Annotated in this window: 16 protein-coding genes; 8 read left to right on the forward strand and 8 right to left on the reverse strand. The window is 70.1% G+C overall.

The window, feature by feature from the left end; genetic code table 11:
* The first annotated feature begins 2 nt into the window (after positions 1 to 2).
* Positions 3 to 3,266: a PPC domain-containing protein gene (locus I3V78_RS18685; RefSeq protein WP_204489826.1), complete on the forward strand. Its 3,264-nt coding sequence runs from the start codon at positions 3 to 5 to the stop codon at positions 3,264 to 3,266.
* A 22-nt stretch (positions 3,267 to 3,288) separates the two neighbouring features.
* Here the strand turns inward: I3V78_RS18685 and I3V78_RS40340 are convergent, their stop codons facing one another.
* The 5 genes from I3V78_RS40340 to I3V78_RS18710 all read right to left on the reverse strand — a co-directional run bounded on the left by I3V78_RS40340 (position 3,289) and on the right by I3V78_RS18710 (position 10,465).
* Positions 3,289 to 4,227 (reverse strand): DUF1801 domain-containing protein, encoded by a 939-nt coding sequence (locus tag I3V78_RS40340; RefSeq protein ID WP_204489827.1) that lies wholly within the window; start codon positions 4,225 to 4,227, stop codon positions 3,289 to 3,291.
* An 80-nt stretch (positions 4,228 to 4,307) separates the two neighbouring features.
* Entirely contained in the window at positions 4,308 to 7,085 is a 2,778-nt protein-coding gene (locus tag I3V78_RS18695) for an SNF2-related protein (RefSeq protein ID WP_204489828.1), read from the reverse strand.
* Positions 7,086 to 7,242: 157 nt separating this feature from the next.
* Positions 7,243 to 8,568, reverse strand: coding sequence for a DUF58 domain-containing protein (locus I3V78_RS18700; RefSeq protein ID WP_204489829.1), 1,326 nt, complete (start codon positions 8,566 to 8,568; stop codon positions 7,243 to 7,245).
* Positions 8,565 to 9,518 carry an AAA family ATPase gene (locus I3V78_RS18705; RefSeq protein WP_204489830.1) on the reverse strand — a complete coding sequence of 318 codons (954 nt, stop codon included), beginning with the start codon at positions 9,516 to 9,518 and terminating at the stop codon, positions 8,565 to 8,567. The genes I3V78_RS18700 and I3V78_RS18705 overlap by 4 nt, the downstream gene beginning before the upstream one ends.
* Positions 9,515 to 10,465, reverse strand: a complete 951-nt coding sequence (locus tag I3V78_RS18710) for a hypothetical protein (protein ID WP_204489831.1) — start codon at positions 10,463 to 10,465, stop codon at positions 9,515 to 9,517. Before I3V78_RS18710 ends, I3V78_RS18705 begins: the two co-directional genes overlap by 4 nt.
* A 69-nt stretch (positions 10,466 to 10,534) precedes the next feature.
* Between I3V78_RS18710 and I3V78_RS18715 the strand changes: the two genes are divergently transcribed.
* Positions 10,535 to 12,595 (forward strand): peptidylprolyl isomerase, encoded by a 2,061-nt coding sequence (locus I3V78_RS18715; protein WP_204489832.1) that lies wholly within the window; start codon positions 10,535 to 10,537, stop codon positions 12,593 to 12,595.
* A gap of 43 nt (positions 12,596 to 12,638) precedes the next feature.
* On the opposite strand, the gene I3V78_RS18720 is transcribed toward I3V78_RS18715, so the two are convergent.
* Positions 12,639 to 13,745 carry an HD domain-containing phosphohydrolase gene (locus tag I3V78_RS18720; RefSeq protein WP_204489833.1) on the reverse strand — a complete coding sequence of 369 codons (1,107 nt, stop codon included), beginning with the start codon at positions 13,743 to 13,745 and terminating at the stop codon, positions 12,639 to 12,641.
* A gap of 262 nt (positions 13,746 to 14,007) precedes the next feature.
* On the opposite strand from I3V78_RS18720, the gene I3V78_RS18725 reads away from it, so the two are divergent.
* The 4 genes from I3V78_RS18725 (at position 14,008) to I3V78_RS18740 (ending at position 18,122) form a co-directional block, all read left to right on the forward strand.
* Positions 14,008 to 15,009, forward strand: a complete 1,002-nt coding sequence (locus I3V78_RS18725) for an NAD(P)H-dependent amine dehydrogenase family protein (RefSeq protein WP_204489834.1) — start codon at positions 14,008 to 14,010, stop codon at positions 15,007 to 15,009.
* A gap of 12 nt (positions 15,010 to 15,021) precedes the next feature.
* Positions 15,022 to 15,471 carry a MaoC family dehydratase N-terminal domain-containing protein gene (locus I3V78_RS18730; RefSeq protein ID WP_002624318.1) on the forward strand — a complete coding sequence of 150 codons (450 nt, stop codon included), beginning with the start codon at positions 15,022 to 15,024 and terminating at the stop codon, positions 15,469 to 15,471.
* Positions 15,471 to 16,109 carry a MaoC family dehydratase gene (locus tag I3V78_RS18735; RefSeq protein ID WP_204489835.1) on the forward strand — a complete coding sequence of 213 codons (639 nt, stop codon included), beginning with the start codon at positions 15,471 to 15,473 and terminating at the stop codon, positions 16,107 to 16,109. The genes I3V78_RS18730 and I3V78_RS18735 overlap by 1 nt, the downstream gene beginning before the upstream one ends.
* 174 nt (positions 16,110 to 16,283) lie before the next feature.
* A complete protein-coding gene (locus I3V78_RS18740; RefSeq protein WP_204489836.1) occupies positions 16,284 to 18,122 on the forward strand; it encodes an acyl-CoA dehydrogenase family protein in 1,839 nt (612 codons plus the stop codon).
* A gap of 61 nt (positions 18,123 to 18,183) precedes the next feature.
* Here I3V78_RS18740 and I3V78_RS18745 read toward each other — a convergent pair whose 3' ends face one another.
* Together I3V78_RS18745 and I3V78_RS18750 are read right to left on the reverse strand one after the other, a co-directional pair.
* Positions 18,184 to 18,636, reverse strand: coding sequence for an ExbD/TolR family protein (locus I3V78_RS18745; protein WP_204489837.1), 453 nt, complete (start codon positions 18,634 to 18,636; stop codon positions 18,184 to 18,186).
* A 10-nt stretch (positions 18,637 to 18,646) separates the two neighbouring features.
* Complete coding sequence (locus tag I3V78_RS18750; protein WP_204489838.1) at positions 18,647 to 19,348, reverse strand: MotA/TolQ/ExbB proton channel family protein; 702 nt, start codon at positions 19,346 to 19,348, stop codon at positions 18,647 to 18,649.
* Between the two features lie 102 nt (positions 19,349 to 19,450).
* On the opposite strand from I3V78_RS18750, the gene I3V78_RS18755 reads away from it, so the two are divergent.
* Both I3V78_RS18755 and I3V78_RS18760 read left to right on the forward strand, forming a co-directional pair.
* Positions 19,451 to 20,212 carry a DUF4292 domain-containing protein gene (locus I3V78_RS18755; RefSeq protein ID WP_338023655.1) on the forward strand — a complete coding sequence of 254 codons (762 nt, stop codon included), beginning with the start codon at positions 19,451 to 19,453 and terminating at the stop codon, positions 20,210 to 20,212.
* A gap of 88 nt (positions 20,213 to 20,300) precedes the next feature.
* Positions 20,301 to 21,050, forward strand: a complete 750-nt coding sequence (locus I3V78_RS18760) for a cyclic di-GMP-binding domain-containing protein, MshE-related (protein ID WP_204489840.1) — start codon at positions 20,301 to 20,303, stop codon at positions 21,048 to 21,050.
* Positions 21,051 to 21,061 lie beyond the last annotated feature (11 nt).

Below are 21,061 nucleotides of genomic sequence, written 5' to 3' on the forward strand. Positions count from 1 at the left end.
ACATGCCTGCGCGCCGCCACGATGCCCGCGTTCTTGGACTGTTGTGGATGTTGCTGATGGGCTGTGGTGAAGCCCTCGGACCCTCCGCCGAGCCTTTGGAATCCGGAGCCCACCAGGCCGGTGTCGTCACGCTTCCGGGAGCGGAGCTGTTGGACGGAGTCCCCGTCACCGTCAGCGGCGATGCGTCTTCGCTGACCTACTTCCAGGTCAGGGTTCCAGCGGGGCTGACGGAGGTCTCCTTCGCGCTGACGGGCGGAACCGGCAATGCGCACCTGGCCATCCGGCGCGGCGAGATTCCCACCTCCACTGTCTACGATTGCAGTTCCCGCGGCTTTTCCAACGAGGAACGGTGCAACGTCCCATCACCGGTCGCCGACACCTGGAGCGTGAGGGTCGAGGGATCCTCGGCGTATGCGAACGCGAAGCTGGTGGTCTATTTCAACCAGCCCCTGCCGCTGTTCCCCAACACCGTGGTGTCCGCGACGACCAACAAGCCGACGATGTACTTCGTCGATGTCCCGGCGGCCAAGGGCAGGCTTCAGTTCCAGGTGACAGGCAACAGCCTGGTGAAGGCCCGGTTCGGGGCCCGCCCCACCGAGACGCTCCACGACTGCGTCGGGGCGGCGTGTGACATCTTCAAGCCCAGATCCGGTCGCTACTACGTCCTGTTGTCGAATCAGGTCTCGGGCAATCAGTTGATGGCCTCGGTGACGGGGACCGTGAAACCCACCGTGACGCTTTCGTCAGGGCAGACGGTGACGGGCATCAGCGCCTCTCGGGATGATCTGCTCTATTACACCCTCAACGTCCCGACGGGTCAGGCCCGGCTCGCGGTGGAGACCTCGAGCGTCGTGAGAGCGTTGTCCGTGCAGCCCTCGGATCCGTACCCTGGCAGCGCGGCGGTGGATTGTCTCGCCACCGCGCCGACGAGCGGCGGCGCCTCCTGCACGATCGACAATCCCAAGGCGGGCACCTGGTACGTGGTGCTCCGGGCGACGAATGTCTTCTCGGGGTTGAACCTGACGGCCCGCGTGGTGGCCAGCACGGGCAGCGGAACGGTGACGGTGCTGCAGAACCACCAGCAGGTGACGGGCCTCTCCGGCGGGACGATGGAAGACCGATACTATTCCTTGAGCGTTCCCGCGGGCATGCCCTTCCTGAATGTCCGGACGACACAACAGACGGGCCTCGCCGAGGTGTTCGTCCAGCAGGGTGTGTCACCCAAGCGAGGGGAGGGCACCTCGTGTGGGTCGGGTTGCACGTTCCCGTCTCCGGCACCGGGCACCTGGTTCATCCTGGTGCGTGGCTACACGACCTTCTCCGGGCTGAGCTTCTCCGCGGGCGTTCCCTCCGTGTCTGCGTTGTGGAAGGACACGTCACTGCAATACAGCTCCGAGCGGCTGTACTACGTCGTCGATGTCCCGGAGGGACAGACGGAGGCCACCTTCACGCTCGCGTCCGAGCACAACAACTGGGCCATGGTGAAGTACGGGGCCTGGTCGACCCACTTCAGCGACGGTTGCAGATCTCCCTGCACGCTGTACCGCCCCCAGGCCGGGCGCTACTACGTCACGGTGTATTACACGTCGGGGATTGTCTTTGGCTCCCTGACCGCGGGGTATGGGGGAGGGCCCGTCGCCGCCCTGACGGATGGCGTTCCCGAGGCCTTCACCTCGGGCGTTCCGCGGGAGTTCCGGTACTGGCGGCTCGACGTGCCGGCGGGCCAGACACACTTGCGCGTGGACCATGCCTTCCCGCGCGCCACCCAGACGCAGCTTTACGTCCGTTACGGAGAGGCCCCCGCGACGTTCCAGTTCACCTGCAAGGCCACGGCATGGACCTACAACGACGCTCCACCCGGACAGTCCTGTCTCATCGAGCAGCCCCAAGAGGGGGCGTGGTACGTGCTGGTGGCCAGTGCGTCCGCGTTCGACGGCATCGTCCGGGCGACGACCAGCTCCACCCTTCCAGGTCTGACGCCGGGTCTGGAGGAACCACCGTTTGGTGGAGCGCCGGGCGGTGAGCGGGTGTGGACGGTCGAGGTTCCGCCGGGCCTCAGCGACTTCCGGGTGATGCTCACGGGCGGCACGGGAAACGCGGACCTGTATGTGAAACACGGCGAGGCCCCGGGGACGACCTATGACTGTGCCTCCATGCATCCCAACAACGAGGAGGATTGCGAGTTCGCCCATCCGCTGCCGGGGACCTGGTACGTCGCGGTCCGGGGGACGGAAAGCTTCGCGAATGCCCGTCTGCTCACGACCCTGGCGACGACGCCGGGGGAGGGCGTGAGGACGCTGGGCAACGGAGAGAACGTGGTGGCCCTCAAGGGAAGCCTGGGCTCCGTCCAGTACTTCCAGGTGGAGGTGCCGCCGGGCAAGAACCGGCTGATGGTGGGGCTGTCGGGAGGTCGTGGCAATGCGAACCTCGCGATCCGTCAGGGGGCCCGTCCGACGCTGTCCGAGGCGGATTGCCGGAGCCAGTCCTCCACCAACCTGGAGATCTGTGTCATCGAGAACCCGACCCCCGGAACGTGGCTCATCCGGGTCGAGGGCGAGACGGACTTCAAGGACGGGGTGCTGACCGCGCGCCACGGTGTCGCCCAGGAAGTCATTCCCCTGACGCTCGGCACGCCCGTGCCCAACATCTACCTCGGTCCCAACGAGACGCAGGTCTTCTCCGTCACCATCCCCTCGAGCAGCGACATGATGCGGGTGGATGTGCAGGCGGGGGTGAACGCGCCCACCGATGTGCGCTTCGCGGACGTGGGCGTCAACAGCCACCTCTCCTGCACGACGTCTGGCCCCTTCACGCTCTGTCCGCATCCCTTCGTCCTGGGCGGCCCCAAGGGGCAGCGGCTCGTGTCGGTCAGGTCTCGCACGCCCGCGTCCGCCTCCTGGGGAACGCAGGTCACCGTCGTCGCGGGCATCACCTCGTGGAACGCGGACACGACCCATCCCTCGTTGATGAATGGCGTGGCCGTGGCGGAGTTGACCGGCGATCAGGGGTTCCGGATTCAAGTGCCCACCGGCGCGCGCAAGCTGACGTTCTCCACGCGGGGTCCCACGGAGACGGCGAGCGACCCGGGGCGGGTCGCGCTGTACGTCCAGAACCTCAAGCCCGCGTCGAGCACGAAGTACGTCTGTTCATCGACGGGTCCGGGCATCTCGCAGGGCTGTACCTATACCGACCCGCCCGCTGGCACCTGGTACCTCGCGACCTCGTGGACCAGCGGCGCCTACGACGTGAAGGTCACGTTCGAGTAGCCCACTCGATCTCGGAGGGCACTCACAGCTTCGCGCCGGGCAATGCGGCGGCCTGTTTCACCCAGGCCGCCACCTGCTTCTCGTCGAACGCATCGTCTTCGTGGAGGTCGAGGTAGCGCGTGTTCGGATCCTTGCTGGGGCCGGGGGGAACCGGTCGCAGGGACGCGCCTCGGAAGAAGCTCACCTTGATGTAGCGGGCGAAGACGTGGAGCCCCAGGAACCAGCCACCTTCCGTGCCGTACAAGGGCGAGTTCCACTTCACCGCCTTGCGCACGTGGGGCACGCTCCGCACGATGAGCGCGTCGAGCCTCTGCCCGACGTCACGCTTCCAGCCCGGCATCGCGGCGAGGTACGCCTGCACCGGGGCGTCGCCATCCCCCTTGGCGATTTGCGGATTGCCACCCGACAGGAGCTTCACCGGCCGGGCCTTGCTCGCCGTGGGCCTGGCCTTCTTCTTCGAGGCGGCATTCAGGGCCACCGCGGCCTTCACGAGCGCCTTGAACGCGCGCGCGTTGACCTTGGCGCCCTCGGGGAGGTCGATGGCCCGGCGCGTGTTGCCCTCCAGGCTGGAGTTGAAGAGGCCCGAGGGGTCCGGGAGCTTGGCGCCCTGGGCGAACGTGAGCTTCACGGCCTTCGTGTACGACTCGCCGGTGCAGAGGATGCCGTCAAGGGACCAGACCGGGGTACCCCTCCACTTCACTTCCTCGAGCACCTCGGGCACGGCCTCCTGGATGAGCGCGCGCATGCGGGCCAGGGTCTCGCCGCGCCATCCGCCCAGCTCTCGGATGCGCTGGTCGATGCGCTGGGACGCGGCGTCTCCGGAGGCTTGCCCCGTGCTCGCCTTCTTCGCCGTGGTGGGCGCGGGGCGCTTCAGGGGTCGGCTCGGGGTGGCGGTCTTCCGCGTGGTCTTCCGGGCGGCCGACGTGCTCCTGGCCTTGGGCTTCGCCTTGCTCTCGGTCATCACTCGTCCCTTGGGTGTTCGTCCCAGCGCCCCACATCGTAGGGCATCCGGGTCCGGACGGGCGTGAGAGAGCGCCGACCCTAGACGAGCCAGAAGTACGCGGAGGCGATGAGCGAGCGCTTCTCGGTGACCTTGGACTTGGTGATGAGGTCGGAGATCTGCCGATCCTTGGCCGCGTAGCGCTTCTCCTCCTCGTTGCGCAGCGAGGCCAGCTTCTTGCGGTACTCGCGCTCCATGCGCTCGGCGTGGGCCCGGGCCTTCATGCGCTCGGACGGGTCCTCGTACGAGCCCACCTCACGGCGCGCCTCCTGCCAGTGCGCGCGCGCCCGCTCCACGGCCTCGCGCGACTCCAGCAGACAGTCCTCGGCGTAGCGGTCCGCGCGCTCGCGCGCCACGTCCAGCTCCAGGGCGTTGCGGCGCTCGGCGGCGCGCAGCACCTCGTCCTTGGCGGCCATGAGGGCCTGCTCCTGCATGAGCGACACGGACACCGGGGGCGGACGCAGGCGGGCCTCCTCCTCGCCCACGAGCTTCATGAAGTGCTCGCCGTCCGCCAGGGGCAGGGCGCGAAAGCCCTTGCCGTCCCGCTCGAGCAGCAGCACCAGGTGCAGCATGCGCTCCTCGGCCTTGAGGCCCGTCGTCTCGCACTTGTAGACGAACCACCAGCCCTCCTGGCCGGCGAGCCGGGCCATCTTCGCCGGCAGGCCCGCGGCGTTCAGGCGCAGGTAGTTGATGGCGTCGTGGGTGCGGTCGCGCACGGCGTAGGCGGCCTTGGCCACCTGGAGCCGGCCCGAGGCGTTGCTGCCGAGCACCGAGCCCGTGAGCGCCCGCGCGCCCTGCTGGCGCTTCTCCAGCGCCTCCTTGGTCATCGCGCCCGCGATGCGCAGCCGTCGGCGCACGTCGCCGTCGAAGCGCTCCATGAGCACCGAGCGCGCCTCGGTCATGCGCTCGCTGATGCGGCCCTCCATGTCCGAGCGCAGCTTGTCGAAGGCGGCGTTGATGTCGTTGGGGTGGCGGCAGGACTGGTAGATGTCGAAGATGCGCCGCTCGAAGTCCACGCCGCTCTCCAGCGCGCCGAGGATCTCGTCCGACGCGCCGAACACGCCGTCGAACAGGCTGAGCTTCTTCTCCAGGAGCTCGTACAGGCGCGCGTCCGCGGCGTTGCGGCGGTTGAGGAAGTTGATGACGAGCACGTCGCGCTGCTGGCCGTAGCGGTGGCAGCGGCCGATGCGCTGCTCCACGCGCTGCGGGTTCCAGGGCAGGTCGTAGTTCACCACCAGGTTGCAGAACTGGAGGTTGAGGCCCTCGGCGCCCGCCTCGGTGCAGATGAGGATCTGCGTCTTGTCGCGGAACTCGTACACGAGCGCCCGGCGCTCCTCGGGGCCGCCGCCCGAGTCTCCCGAGAGCAGGGAGATCTTCCCCTCGTAGCCGTTCTGGGACAGCAGCGTGCACAGGTACTGCTGGGTGCGCTTGGACTCGGTGAAGATGAGGGCCTTCTCCGGCCAGCCCTGGCCCTTCATCACCTTGAAGGTGCGATCCAGCGCGCGCGTGAGGGCCTCGCCCTTGGCGTTCACCTTGATGGAGTCGGCCAGGTCCGCGTACTGCTTGAGCTCCCACATCTCGTTCTCGAGCGTGCGGAGGCTCACGGGCTTGTCGGCGGAGGAGGAGGAGCCGTCCTGCCAGTCCTCGCCGTCCTCGGCGAACTGACGGGCCTCCTCGGGCTCGAAGAAGCCCAGGGCGCGCTGGCCCAGGCGCGCGGCCTCCAGGCGCTTGGTGAGGTTCTCGCTCAGCCGGCGCAAGGTGGGGGCGATGGCGTAGGTGCTCGAGGCCAGGAGCTTGCGGTAGCACAGCGTGAGCAGGGTCTTCTTGCCCGGCTCGATCGCGGCGACCTCGGAGCGGCGCAGGTACTCGCTCACCTTCTCGTAGAGGTCGTGCTCCTCGGGCGAGGGCGCGAAGTCCTCCACGATGGAGCGGCGGTTGGTGTAGCGCACGTACTCGCGCACCTGGCGGCGCAGGGTGCGCTGGACCACGGGGGCGAGCCGCTCCTTGAGCTCACTGGCGGCGTCCCCGGGCAGGCCCCCGGTCTCGCCCTCCAGGCGGTAGCGGCTGCGAAAGGCGTGCTCGGGGCCGAGGATCTGCTCGTCCAGCAGCGTCACCAGGCCGAACAGCTCCATCAAGTCATTCTGCAGGGGCGTGGCGGTGAGCAGCAGCTTGGGGCGACCCTGGAGCGAGGCGCGCAGGGCCTGGCCCGTCTTGTGGCCCGCCTTGTAGGCGTTGCGGAGGCGGTGGGCCTCGTCGATGATGACCACGTCCCAGGGAATCTCCGACACCAGCGCGGCCTTGTTGGCGGCGAAGGGGTGCGAGCAGATGACGGGGTAGGGCTGATCGAAGCAGTTGCCCGTGGCGCGCACGGTGCGGCCGTCGACCATGACGGACTCCAGGTCGAACTTCTCGCGCAGCTCGCTGTTCCACTGCGCGCGCAGCACCGCCGGGGCGAGGATGAGGATGCGCGTCTTGCCCTCGGCCATGAGCTGGGCGATGACCATGCCCGCCTCGATCGTCTTGCCCAGGCCCACCTCGTCCGCGAGCATGCAGCCGCCGCGCGACAGCGAGTCCATGGCGAAGCACGCCGCCTCGAGCTGGTGCGGGTTCAGGTCCACGCGCGCCTCGGCGAGCGCCCCGGCCAGCCGCTCGCGCGAGTCCGAACTCTTGATGGTGAGCTCCTCCGCGAGCAGCCGCTCGTGGAAGGGCGTCAACGCCTGCCGACCGGACTCCTCGCTGGGGGCGTCCTCCGCCGAGGCGATCACCGCCGCCGCGTCCGCCACCACCCGCAGCTCCCTGAACTCCCTCACCTCCGCCAAGCGCCTGTCTCCGTCCGTTCGAGCGTGCTCACACAGGCGTGTAGCACGAATGGGCGGCCATTTTGTTGACGCAATCGCGCGTGTAAAGGGGGTCTTCGCGGAGGCCGGAAAATCGGCCTCGGAACGCTTGGCACGCTTTTTCGTCGGAAGCGTGGCGCTACAGCAGGCCGCGCGTTTTTACATGCAGATAGGTATTGACGGCCGCGGCGCCAAAACCCCGCGCGGGAGCGCGTACCACGAGTGCGCCCGCGTCCCGGAGCGTGAGGGTGGTGCGCTGGTAGTCTTCCTCCAGGCGCACCGCGGCCTGGCGCGCGTAGGCGTCCGACAGGGTGGGGGGCACGTGGGTGGCGGCGCGCTGGAGATCCTCGTCCAGGAGCGAGGCCACCACGGGCAGGTGGCGGGGGCGCAGGGCCAGGGTGCGCGAGAGCAGGGTGCCCGAGGCGTCGGGGTCCACCAGGTCCGTGAAGAGCACCACCAGCGAGCGGCGCGAGGAGCGCGCGAAGGCGAAGTCGTAGGCGCGCCCGTAGTCGCTCTCCTCGAGCGCGGCCTCGGCGCGGTAGAGGGCGGCGGTGAGCAGGCGCAGGTGCTCGCCGCCCTTGCGCGGCGGGAGGAAGGCGCGCACGTCCCGGGCGAAGGCGAGCACGCCCACCTGGTCCCCCGCGTCCAGGCTCACCTTGGCCAGGCGCAGGGCCGCGTCCACGGCGTGATCCAGCTTGCGGCGGCCCTCCACCCGGCCCGCCATGTGGCGCCCGCAGTCGAGCAGCAGGAGCACGGGTTGGTTGCGCTCGGGCTGGTACACCCGCACGGTGGTGCGGCCGCGCCGGGCCGTGGCCTTCCAGTCCACCGAGCGCAGATCATCCCCCGCGCGGTACTCGCGCAGGGACTCGAACTCCCGGCCCTCGGCGGCGCGGCGCAGGGTGCGCTCGGCGGGCGCGTCCGACGCGAGGGTGAGCGCGAGCGCCTCGCGCGTGAGCCCGGTGAGGTCCGGGTACACCTTCACCTCCTGGGCGGCGGCCACGCGCACCTGCCGCGCGCACAGGCCCAGGGGCCCCATGAGGCGCAGGTGCACGTCGCCCAGGCGCAGGTCGCCCCGCGCCGAGGGCGTGAGCGTATAGGCGCACGTGGCCTCGGAGGCCTGGGGCGAGAGGGCGAAGGCCTGCTGGTGGCCCCGCGCGTCCACGCCCGGCGGCACCTCGTCCCGGACCAGGCCGCGCAGGGCCTTGGGGCCGCGCAGCTCCAGCACCAGGCGCACCGGGTTGGCGAGGCCCGAGGACAGCACGGGCTCCACCTCGCGCCGGACCGCCACGTGCGCGGCGCGCGGCGCGGCGAGGAAGTCCGCCACGCACAGCGCGAGCACGGCCACGTCCAGGGCGAGCGCGAGCCCGAGGAAGGCGGGGCCCGCCACGGCGAGCGCCGCGGGCACGAGCGCGAGCGCCACGAGCGCCACGGCGAGTCCCGAGGGGACGGGCCGGCCGGACGTCACCGGGGAACCTGGACGCGCTCCAACGTCTGGCGCAGCACGTCGTCCGCGGTGAGGCCCTCCACCTCGGCCTCGGCCTTGAGCAGCAGGCGGTGGTTGAGCACGCTCGGGCACACGGCCTTCACGTCGTCCGGGGTGACGAAGTCGCTGCCGTGCAGGGTGGCGCGGGCCTTGGCCGCCGCGAGCAGGGCCTGGGCCGAGCGCGGCGAGGCGCCCAGGCGCACGCGGGGGTTGGCGCGCGTCTCGCGGATGAGCCGCACCGTGTAGGCGAGCACGGACTCGTCACAGGCCACGCTCGCCGCGCGCTCCTGGAGTTGCAGCAGCGTGGCCGTGTCGAGCACGCGCTCCACCCGGGCGGCGCGGCCCTGGCGCTGGTGGAAGGCGCGCACCATGTCCAGCTCGGCCTCGGGCGCGGGGTAGCCCACGCGCACGCGCATGAGGAAGCGGTCGAGCTGGGCCTCGGGCAGGGGATAGGTGCCCTCGAGCTCCAGCGGGTTCTGCGTGGCCACCACGAAGAAGTGCGCGGGCAGGGGGTGCGTGGTGCCATCGAGTGTCACCTGCCGCTCCTCCATGGCCTCCAAGAGCGCGGCCTGGGTCTTGGGCGGCGTGCGGTTGATCTCATCGGCCACCAGGACCTCGGTGAAGATGGGGCCCTTGACCAGGTGGAAGGCGCCCTCCTGGGGTCGGAAGACGTGGGTGCCGAGGATGTCGCTCGGCATCAGGTCCGGGGTGAACTGCACGCGGGTGAAGTCCAGGCCCAACGCCGAGGCCATGCCCCGCGCGGTGAGCGTCTTGGCCACGCCGGGCACGCCCTCCAGCAGGACGTGGCCCCGGGCGAGGAACGCGGTGACGAGGTCCGCCACCACGTGGGACTGGCCGAGCACCGTGGCGCCCAGGGCCCCCAGCAGTCGCTCCAGGGCGGGGGAGGCCGGGGAGGACGGCGGGGTCGTCAAGCCGGCTTCTCCTTCAGGCCGAGCAGGGTGCCCACGAGGCTGCCCACCGAGCCGAGCAGGCCCAGGTAGGCGCCGAACACGGGCGCGGAGTTGGTGATGGTGGAGTTGCCGATGGGCGAGGGCACCTCGGTGGCGTCGTACGAGAGCTTCATGAAGATGAGGCACCACACGAGGCACACGAGGGACATGAACAACTGGGTCAGCCACGGGGCGAGCGCGTTGAGCTGGGGCAGGAGCTTGCGCGCGCGCACCGTGAGCGCGCCGATCACGCCGAGCGACAGCAGCACGCAGATGAAGCCCAGGCTCAGCAGGCCCAGGTTCTCGCCGTCCTCGGCCGTCTCCACCCAGGGCATGACGGACGAGAAGACGACGACGAGCGCGCTCCAGAAGGCGATGCGATCGGCGCGGCTCAGCTCGCCGACGAACTCCCGGAAGTCGGCGACGACCTGCTCGGGATCTTCCACCGGGCCGGAGCTCGAGCGGCGCGAGGAGGGAGCGTCGGCCTCGTCGTCATCGGCCTGCCGACGGGGGGCGGGCCGGCTTGCGGCGCCCGCGGCGGCACGCGGTGCGGAGGCCGGACGGGCGGCGCGCGGCGGCGCGTTGCGCAGGATTTCCTCGGCGGAGCGGATGTTGGTGGCGTCGTCCCGCGCGGGCTCCGCGTCGGGCTCGGGCGCGGCGGGACGGGCCCTCGCGGAGGGCGCGGCGCTTCGGGAACCACTGCCGGCGCGCGCGGGACGGGCCGTCCTCGGTGCGCCGCCCTGCTTGCGCGATGCGCCGGACGACTCGCCATCCGAGGTGTCCGACGAGATGAAGGAAGAGTCGATGATGTAATCGCACGAGGGGCAGATGGCGGTGCCATCCGCGACCTGCGTCTTACAGCCGGGGCAGTTCAGGACCGGTGCTCCTTGAAGCGGGAACGCGCCGTCCATCTTCCGGTGCGCGCGCACCGCAAGTCAAACGCCAAGAAAAACCTAACCCCTGGATTTTCGCGAGGAATTGGCCTACGCGCCGACCCCATGTCCCTTCCTCGCGCCGCGCGTGTCCTCGGGTGTCTCTGGGGTCTCGTGCTCCCGGGTTGTGTCCGCTCCATCCCCGCCGCCGAGCGGGAGTCCGCCGCCCTCGAGTCCATCGCGCGCTGGGAGGATCACCGCTCGCTGGGTGAGGGGCGGCTGGTGGCCCTGGCCTCCGAGGGCTCACCCGAGGTGCGCGTGCGCGCCCTACGGGCCCTGGCCCGCATCCAGGAGCCCTCCACGCTCGAGGTGTTCGTCCAGGCACTCAAGGCCCCCGCGGTGTCCGTGCGTGAGGAGGCCGCGTTTGGACTCGGGGTGATGGCCCTCGCCTGGGAGCCGCTCGTGCCGGAGGAGAAGGCCCGGATGACCCGCGCGCTGCTCGCCGCGGAGGCGACGGAGGCGGACGTGAACACGCGGCTCACGCTGCTCGAGGCGCTGGGTCGGCTCGCCACGCCGGACGCGGTGGCGCGGCTGGGCGCGCGGCTGGCGCATGGCCCGGGAGAGCTCGCGGGTCGGGCGGCCCTCGCGCTCGGGGTGGCGATGCGCCAGGGGGCCCTCCTGGACAAGCCGCCCCTCGCGCGGGCCGGCGAACTGATGCGCGCCGCCCAGCCCGAGACCTCGCGCTACGGGGGCGCCTACCTCCTGGCGAACGCGAAGCGGGCGGACGCGCTGCCGGGATTGCGGCGTGGGCTGGGGGATGCGTCGCCGGACATCCGGGCCCTGTGCGTCAAGGGCCTGGGGGAGCTGGGCGGGCCGGAAGACGCGGCGGTGGTGGCCGCGCGGCTCGAGGACGAGGTGCCGCGCGTGGCGGCCGAGGCGTCTCGCGCGCTCGCGAAGCTGGCGGCGCGGTGCATGGGCGACTGCACGGCCCTGGATTCACTGGAGCGCCTGGCTCCGCGGGCCGAGCGGGTGGCGCGCGGAGACGCCGCCGCGGGGCACGCGCTGCTCGCGCTCGCGCAGCAGGGCCTTCCCGAGGCGGGGCGTCGGGTGTGGCCGACCTTGCGGCGGGCGCTGCGCGAGGCCCTGCCGCGGGCCGCGTCCGACGTGGCCCGGGGCGATCTGCTGAACCTGGACTGCCGGCTGGCGGCGGCGATGGATCGCCAGCGGGGCACGCTCGAGGAGACGCCGCGGTGTGGCGAGCGCGAGCCCCCCGAGGCGTGGCGGCTGGCGCTGGGACTCCAGGAGGTGGCGCGCGCCCCGTCGGCGGCGGGCGCGGCGGTCGCGGTGCGCCACCTGACGCATCCGGAGCCGCGGGTACGGCTGGCGGCGCTCGCGGTGGTGGCGGCCCATCCCGTGCCCGAGGCCGCCGAGCCCGTGCGCGCCTTGCTCTCGGGGGCGGATGCCGTGGTGGCGGCGTCGGCGGCGAGCACCGCGGGCGCGTTGAAGGACGCACGGGCGCTGCCCCAGGTCCGCGCGCTCGTGGACCGCGTCCCCGGGGAGCCGGATCTGGCCGAGCCCGTGGCCCAGGGCTGGGTGGCGCTCGCGGGCAAGGACGCTGAGCCGGCGCTGCGCACCTGGCTGACGCATCCGCATGCCCACGTGCGCCGTGTGGCGGCCGCGGCGCTGACGTCACTCACGGGCCAGCCGGTGCGGGCCCCGCACCAGGCGCTGCCCGATGACGTCTTCTCCCCCGAGCCCGCGGCGCCGGGCACCACGCTCACCTTCCGCACGCGCAAGGGGGACTTCACCGTGGCGCTGGACGCAGGTGCGCCGAGGACGTCGGGCAACCTCGTGACGCTCGCGCGGCGGGGGTATTTCCGGGGGCTCGGCTTCCACCGCGTGGTGCCGGACTTCGTGGCGCAGGGGGGAGACCCGCGCGGCGATGGGGAAGGGGGCCCGGGCTACTCCATCCGCTGCGAGATCACCCGCCGGGCCTACCGTCGGGGCGTGCTGGGGATGGCGCTGTCGGGCAAGGACACGGGCGGCAGCCAGTTCTTCTTCACGCACGCGCCCCAGCCGCACCTGGATGGCCGCTACACGGCCTTCGGCGAGGTGACGGGCGGCATGGCCGTGGTGGATGCCCTGCTGGAGGGCGACACCTTGATCGACGTCGAGGTGTCGCCCTGATCAGCTGGCCCTGAGCCATGGGCCTTGAACGACGGGGGAGGGCTCAGCTCGCGACGCGGCTGGGCACCTTGCCGGGGGTGAAGCCCGCCCAGAGGGCGTTCTCGGCGTTCTCCATGTCCTCGACCTTCTTGCGGATGCGCTGCCACTCGGCATCGGGGATGCGCAGGAAGGCCTCGGCCACCTCGGGATCGAACTGCGTGCCCGAGCAGCGCTTGATCTCGTCGCGCGCCACCGACATGGGCCGGCCCTTGCGGTACGGGCGGTCCGAGGTGATGGCGTCCACCGTGTCGGCGATGGCGAAGATGCGCGCGCCGATGGAGATGTCCCGGCTCTTGAGCCCCTGCGGGTAGCCCTTGCCGTCCCAGCGCTCCTGGTGGTGCAGCACGATGAGCGAGGCGTCGTGCAGGTAGGGCATCTTCGCGAGGATCTTGTAGCCGTACTCGGGATGCTTGCGCATCTCCACCCACTCCTCGGGGGAGAGGGGGCCGGGCTTGAGCAGGATGGTGTCGCTCACGCCGATCTTCCCGATGTCGTGCAGGAGCGCGCCCTGCTCCACCACCTCCAACTGGGTGGGCGTCAGGCCGATCTCCTCGCCGATGCGGCGCGAGTAGAGCGACACGCGACGCGAGTGCCACTGGGTCTCGGTGTCGCGGTAGTCCAGCGCGCTGATGAGGCCGTCGAGCAGACCGTTGGTGCGCTCGACCACCATGCGCTCCAGGTCGCGATTGATGGCCGTGAGCTCGGCGTTCTTTTCCGCCACCTCCCGGGTCAGCCGCTCGTTGGACTCCACCAGCCGGAAGTGCTCGATGGCCTGACGCACCGCGCTCGTCAGCTCGCTGAGCGACCACGGCTTGCCGAGCAGTCGGAACACCTCGCCGCGGTTGACCGCCTCCGAGGCCGTGCGGAAGTCCGCCGCCGCCGTGAGCATCAGGCGCACCGCTCTTGGGTTCTTCTCGCGCAGGGTGCGCAACAGCTCCACGCCGTTGAGCAGCGGCATCATGAAGTCCGTCAGCACGACCTGGAAGCCCTCCTCCTTGGCGGCCTGGGCGGGATCCGTGTGCGTGATGACCTCATAACCCTCCGATTGGAGGATGCGCGAGAGCGCGGCCAGAATGAGCGGATCGTCATCCACCACGAGGATGCGGTCCATGAATACAGCCTCCCAAACCGAGTGAAGAACAGACGTTGAAGAACGGTGCCGGTTATACACGGCTTCCCCCCCAAAGGTCACACCCTCTGCATGGGCGCCACGTGTTCCTGCTTGCTTGACAAGCCCTTGGAACTTTTGCCCTTTCTGCACACCCGGGTGCGGCCCACCTCACGAGCCGCTTGCCTGTCCGGCTGGGGGTGGTCTATGGTGCGCGGGACCCGCGATATGGGTCGTAACTCCTTGATATTTGGAGAGTTCTCCGATGCCTAGAGCCTCCGCAGGGCCGGTCCCGGTGGTGGTCATGGGGTTGGGAGTCATCGGGCAGGAGATCGCCAGGGCCGCCCAACAGTCGCCCGAGGTGGAGCTGCTCGGCGCGATCGACGCCAACCCCCAACTGGTGGGACGCCCCTTGTCGGAAGTGCTGGGGGTGGCAGGAGTGAAGGGCAAGGTCGTCGGCACCCTGGAGGCCGCCGTGGGGCGGCGCAAGGGTGTCGTGCTGCTGCATGCCACGGGCTCCCGCCTCGCGCAGGTGATGGATCAGCTGCTCGAGGCCATCGGCCTGGGCATGTCGGTGGTGTCCACCTGCGAGGAGCTCGCCTTCCCCTTCCTCAAGTACCCGGAGCTCGCGCAGAAGCTGGAGGACGCGGCGCAGGCGGCCGGGGTGGCGGTGCTGGGCACGGGCGTCAACCCGGGCTTCGTGATGGATCGGCTGGTGGCCACGGTGGGCCAGGCGTGCGGGCCGGTGCGTCATGCCACGGTGACGCGGGTGGTGGACGCGCGCGATCGGCGCGAGTCGCTGCAGCGCAAGGTGGGCGCGGGCCTGACCGAGGATGAGTTCTTCGCCCTGGTGGACCGGGATCAACTGGGCCACGTGGGGCTGGTGGAGAGCGCGGCCTTGTGCGCGCTCGGGCTGGGCCTGGACTGTGACGACTTCGAGGAGGAGATCGTCCCGGTGTTCGCCGAGGAGGACATCTCCGGCGGGGCCTTCCCCGTGAAGAAGGGACGGGTGGCGGGAATCTTCCAGTCCGCGGTGGGTCTGGAGGAGGGACAGGAGCGCGTCCGGTTGGAGTTGACGATCGCGGTGGGCGCGGATGATCCCGGCGACCGCATCGAGATCGAAGCGGAGCCGAAGCTGGTCGTGGACATTCGCGGGGGGGTGCCTGGCGACCGGGCAGCCGCACACATGCTGGTGAACGCCGCCCCGCGCGTAACGGCCGCCGAGGCCGGTCTTTTGACCGTGCTCGAGCTTCCGGCCGGTCGTTAAAGGGAGAGGGACATGCTGGACAAGAATGCGATTGGCCGGGCCTCACCGCCATTCCTGAACGAGGTGGAGAAGGGCGCCATCCGGCGCTTCGCCGAGTCCCTCGGCGACTACAACCCCATCTATTACGACGAGGAGTACGCGCGCGCCTCGGGCTACCCCACGGTGGTGGCCCCGCCCACGTTCCCCGCCTCGTTCAGCTCCGCGGCGGACCTGCGCGAGCTTTTGGGCGTGGGCATCAAGAGCCTGCTGCACGCCGAGCAGTCGTTCGAGTACGAGCGGCCCATCTTCGCCGGCGACCGCATCTTCGTCGCCACGCGCGTGGCCGAGGTGCTCGAGCGCACGGGCCCCGCGGGCAAGATGGATGTCGCCGTCATCGAGGACGAGGGCCGCGATGAAGAGGGCAACCTCGTCTTCCGCGCCCGCCGCACCCTCATCGTCCGCGCCGCCAAGGAGAATTCGTGATGCCCGCGCGCAAGTTGTACTTCGAAGGCATTCGTGTCGGTGACGAGCTGCCGGCGCTCGCCAAGGCCCCCATCGATCGCGTGCAGTTGTCGCGCTACGCCGGCGCCTCGGGCGACTTCAACCCCGTCCACGTGGACGAGCTGTACGCCAAGAGCGTGGGCATGCCGTCCGTCTACGCCCCGGGCATGCTCATCATGGGCATGCTCGGCCAGCTCATCAGTGACTGGGCGCGCGGCGGGCAGTTGCGCCGCTACCACGTGCGCTTCATCAAGATGGTGTGGCCGGGCGACACCGTCGTGTGCAAGGGCCGCGTGAGCGACCGGCACGGCGAGGGTGGCCGCTACTTCGTCGAGGTGGACCTCTGGGCGGAGAACCAGAAGGGCGAGCTGGTGATGAAGGGCAGCTCCGTCATCCAGCTCTTCTACTCGCTCGAGGACGAGAACCGGCAGCGCTCCGGCCAGTCCCCCATCGTCGTGGACGTGCCGCGCGAGAGCCTCCTGCAGGCCTCCGCCACCGCCGCGCCCCCGGGCGAGGAGGACGACACCAAGGGCGGCAGTCTGTCCGGCAAGAAGACGACGTCCAAGCCCGCCGCCAAGACGGCCGTGGCCCCGGACGCCACGAAGAAGGCCTCGAAGTAGGGGATTTTTCACTCGCGGTAGTCCCGGGGGGGAGGTCTTCTGGCACCCCTCCAACGCGAGGTGTCAATCTCGGTTGACTCCAGAATCAATCGACGTAACCTTCCCCGCATCCCACTCGGGGCCTGGCTCACGCACGTCGTCCGGCCGGGCGCCCTTCACGTACGGGGAAGAGCCATGTCCGCCGGTATCAACACCTTCAAGACCGACCTCCGCGAAGTCTTCTTCACGCTGTTCGAGCAGTTCGGCTTCGGCCAGGTCGTCGGACAGGCCCCGTTCGACGCCTGGGGCCCGGACGAGGCCAAGGCCGTCCTCAACGAGACGTACCGCTTCGCCAAGGACGTGCTCGGGCCCCTCAACTCCACGGGTGATCGCGAGGGCTGCCGGGTGGAGAACGGCGCCGTCATCACGCCCAAGGGCTTCAAGGACGCGTGGAACAAGCTCTACGAGCAGGGCTTCATGACGGTCTCGGTGAGCCCGGAGCACGGTGGCCAGGGCGGCCCCATGATGCTGCAGGTGCTCATCCAGGAGATCCTCTCGGGCGCCAACTCCGCGTTCAACATGTACCCCGGCCTGTCCTTCGGCGCCGCGGAGCTGCTCGCCGAGTGCGGCACGCCCGAGCAGAAGAAGCTCTACGTCGAGCGCATGCTCAACGGCGCCTGGAGCGGCACCATGTGCCTCACCGAGCCGCAGGCGGGCTCGGACGTGGGCGCGGCCAAGACGACGGCGCGCAAGAACGCGGACGGCACCTACAACATCCGCGGCACGAAGATCTTCATCTCCGGCGGTGACAACGATCTGTCCGCCAACGTGGTGCACCTGGTGCTCGCGCGCATCGACGGCGCGGTGCCCGGCACCAAGGGCCTCTCGCTCTTCATCGTGCCCAAGCTGCGCGTCAAGCCGGACGGCACCGTCGAGGGCTCCAACGACGTGTCCCTGGGCTCCATCGAGCACAAGATGGGCATCCGCGCCTCGGCCACCTGTGTGCTCAACTTCGGCGAGAACGACGCGTGTGTGGGCGAGCTCGTGGGCGGCATCGAGAACGTCGGCATGAGCCAGATGTTCAAGATGATGAACGGCGCGCGCATCGCCGTGGGCATCCAGGGCCTGTCGCTCGCGAGCGCCGCGTACTTCAACGCGCTCGACTACGCGAAGGACCGCAAGCAGGGCGCCCCCATGAACAAGTGGAAGGACCCGACCGCGCCCCGCGCCGCCATCATCGAGCACGCGGACGTGCGCCGCATGCTGCTGGACATGAAGGCCCACGTGGAGGGCATCCGCGCGCTCATCATCAAGCTGGCCATGCACACGGACAAGGCGCACCAGCTCTCGGGCAAGGACGATGATCAGGCCGCCTACCACCGCGGCCAGGTGGAGCTGCTCACCCCGCTCGTGAAGTCCTACGGCTCGGATCAGTCCTACCGCCTGTGCTCGCAGGCCATCCAGGTGTACGGCGGCGCCGGCTACTGCCAGGACTACCCGGTGGAGCAGTACACGCGCGACTCGAAGATCTTCTCCATCTACGAGGGCACCAACCACATCCAGGCCATGGACCTCGTGGGCCGCAAGATGGGCCAGGCCGGTGGCGCGCACTTCCAGCAGTTCATGTCGGACGTGGGCGCGTTCATCGAGGCCCACCGCGAGCACAAGGTCTATGGCGAGTCCGTCAAGCTGCTCGCCGCGGCGCAGGAGGGCGTGATGGCGAGCGCCATGGCGGTGCTCGGCTGGTCGCAGGATGCCGCGAAGGTGAACCTCATCCCGCTGTCGGCCAACCGCTTCCTCAACATGATGTCCGAGCTGGCGGTGGGCTGGCTGCTGCTGGACGCGGCCGTCATCGCCGAGCGCGTGGGCGCGAGCGCCACGGGCGACGAGAAGGCCTTCTACGAGGGCAAGAAGTGGAGCGCCCTGTGGTTCGCCCGCAACGTGCTGCCCAACGTGGAGCAGGCCGCGCGCCTGATGGCCACCGAGGACACCTCGTCCGTGGACATCTCGCTCGAGGCGTTCGGGGCCGTCTAGTCCGACACACGGCCCCTCGGGTCCGCTAAGCCCCGCCGGGAGACCGGCGGGGTTTTTCTTTTCAGGGGTTCTCGCGCACGCCGATGGCGAGCTGGCCCAGGCCGGCGCTCTTGGCGAGCTCCATCACCACCACGACCGTGCCGTGGGGCACGCCCTCGTCCGCCTGGACGATGACGACGGTGTCCGGATCCTTCTGGTGGGCCTCGGCGAAGGTGCGCTTGAGCTCGTCCTCGCTCACCACGTTGCCGCCGAGCACGAAGCGCCCGTCGGACAGGATGGCCACGGACAGGTCCGTGGCGCGCGCGGTGACGTCCGTGGCGCCGCCCTTGGGCAGGTTCACCTTGAGGCCCTGTTGGGCCCCGCCGCTGGGTGCCTGCTGGACGATGACCGAGCTGGTCACCATGAAGATGATGAGCAGCACGAGGAAGATGTCGGTGAGCGGGGTGATGTTGATCTCCGCGAAGCCGACGTCCTCGCCGCCCTCGCCGTCCCCGGGTGCCTTGCCCATCGCCATGGAAGAGTCCTCAGGAGTCCTGCGCGGGGGAGGATGCGGGCGGCGGAGTGGGGGAGGGCGCGGGCAGCGTCAGGGGCCGTTCGCGCAAGAGCTCGACGAACTCGTCCCCGAGCAGGCGCAGCTCCACGAGCACCCGCGCCAGCCGCGCCTGGAAATAGTTGTAGAAGGCCATGGCCTGCACGGCCACGAGGATGCCCACCGCGGTGGCCACCAGCGCCTCGGAGATGCCCGTCATCACCGCGCCGGTGCCGCCCGTGCCTCCGCCCGCCACGTCCAGGCCCAGGTCCTTGAAGGACTTCATGATGCCGGCCACGGTGCCGAACAGGCCCACGAAGGGCGTCAGCGAGCCGATGGTGGCCAGCAGCCACAGGTTGCGCCGCAGCCGCATGCCCACCTGGGCCCGCTCGCGCTCCACCGCCGACTCCAGGCCCTCGCCTCCGCCGCGCGTGCGCTCGAGCCGGGTGAAGCCCGCCAGGAACATGTCCGCCACGGCGGCGTCCGAGCGCTCGGTGGCGGAGCGGGCCGCCGCGATGTCGCCGCGCAGCAGGTGCTTGTGCACCGTGTCCGCCAGCAGCCGCGAGCGCTCGCTCACGCCCCAGAGGGTCATGATCCGCTCGACGGCCACCACCAGCGCCACCGTGGAAGCCAACAGGAGAAGGGCGAGCGTGAAGCCGCCGATGCGCAGGTAATGGAGGATGTCGGAAAGGCTCATACGGAAGTGGCCAGGGAGTTCGCCGGGCGCGAGACTTAAGCCATGAACCGCGCCGCCGCCGCAATCTTCCTGGCCCTCATCTGTTCAGGTTGTCCCAAGCGCATGGATTTCGGCCCCCGGGGCCGCATCACCGAGGCCGAGGAGCTGCTGCGCCTCACGCGCGCCGCCCAGGACACGACCAGCACCCTCAAGGGCGACGGGAAGATCCGCGTCGAGTCGCCCCAGGGCTCGGGCACCGTCTCGGCCTTCCTGGCCGTCAGCCGACCAGGCCTGCTGCGCGTGGACATGTTCGACTTCTTCAACCGCCCCATCGCCACCCTGGTGACCGACGGCCAGCGCTTCGGGCTGACGCAGTACCAGGAGAACAAGCACTACCAGGGGCCCGCCACGCCCCGGAACCTCTCTCGCTTCCTGCCCGTGGCCCTGCCGAGCGAGGAACTCGTCGCCGTGATGCTCGGTCGGGTGCCCTTCATCCCCGCGGAGCGGATGGAGCTCGCGCTCGACGAGAAGCAGGGCCTCTACGCGCTCACCCTCCACACGGGCGCCGTGTCCCAGGTGCTGCACATCCACCCCCGCTACCTGCGCGTGGTGAGCAGCCGCGTCCAGGGCACGCGCGCCTACGGCCTGGACTACGCGCGCTTCGAGCCCCATGGGGACGGGGTCTTCCCCCACGAGGTGAAGCTCGTGGCGGAGTCGGCCGAGACCTCCCTGGGCCTGCGCTACACCTCTGTCACGCTCGACCAATCCCCGGATCTCACTCATTTCGATCTCTCCGCGCCCGAGGGCGTGCCCGTGGTCGACGTGGACGAGGGGGGGCAGGCACTGCCTCCGGTCGCATTGCCCCCTGCCGCACCGGGCTCGTGACCGGGCAGATCAAGAACTCAGCAACCGTTGGATTCTCAGGTACAGTGCCCGGACCGGCGGGTCCGTTCGGGCTCCCACGACTAGCGACATGGCACAGATCAAACTCGGCGAACTGCTCATCAAGGCGAACGTGCTCCAGGAGGGCCAGCTCAAGGCGGCGCTCGCGGAGCAGGCGAAATGGGGCGGCAAGCTGGGAGAAATCCTGGTGCGGATGAACCTCGTGTCCGAGGACATCCTGGTGCGGGCGCTGTCCAAGCAGCTCGCCATCCCGGCGGTGAACCTGGATGCCCTCAAGGACATCCCCAAGCACGTGCTCAACCGGGTGCCCGTGCAGACGGCGCGCGACTTCGCCCTGCTGCCCATGCAGCTGCGCGATGATGGCAAGACGCTCGTGGTGGCCATCGCGGACCCGCTCAACGTGCGGCAGTTGGACGAGCTGCGCGCCATCACCAAGTGCCGCATCGTGCCCAACGTGGCGGGCCGCACGGCCATCGCCCGGGCCATGGCGCGCTTCTACGATGAGGTGAGCGAGCTGGAGGACGCGGACACCAACTTCAAGGTGGTGGACTCGCACGGCCGCACCGTGGTGCGCCACATGAAGGATCCGGTGCCGGCCCCCGCGCCCGCGCCGGCTCCCCCGCCCGCTCCCGTGCCCGTGCCCTCGCGCGAGACCCCCACGGTGCGGGGCGGCTCGGGCGGCGGCAGCCCGGTGGAGCTCCTGCGCAGCGTGGAGGAAGTGCAGCGCAAGGAGGTCGCGGCCCTCAAGGCCATGGTGGAGTTGCTCATCGAGAAGGGCGTCTTCACCCGCGAGGAGTATCTGGCGAAGGTCAAGCGTTAGCCGTCCCCTCA

The sequence above is a fragment of the Archangium primigenium genome, from assembly GCF_016904885.1.
GTDB classification, from domain to species: Bacteria; Myxococcota; Myxococcia; order Myxococcales; family Myxococcaceae; genus Cystobacter; species Cystobacter primigenius.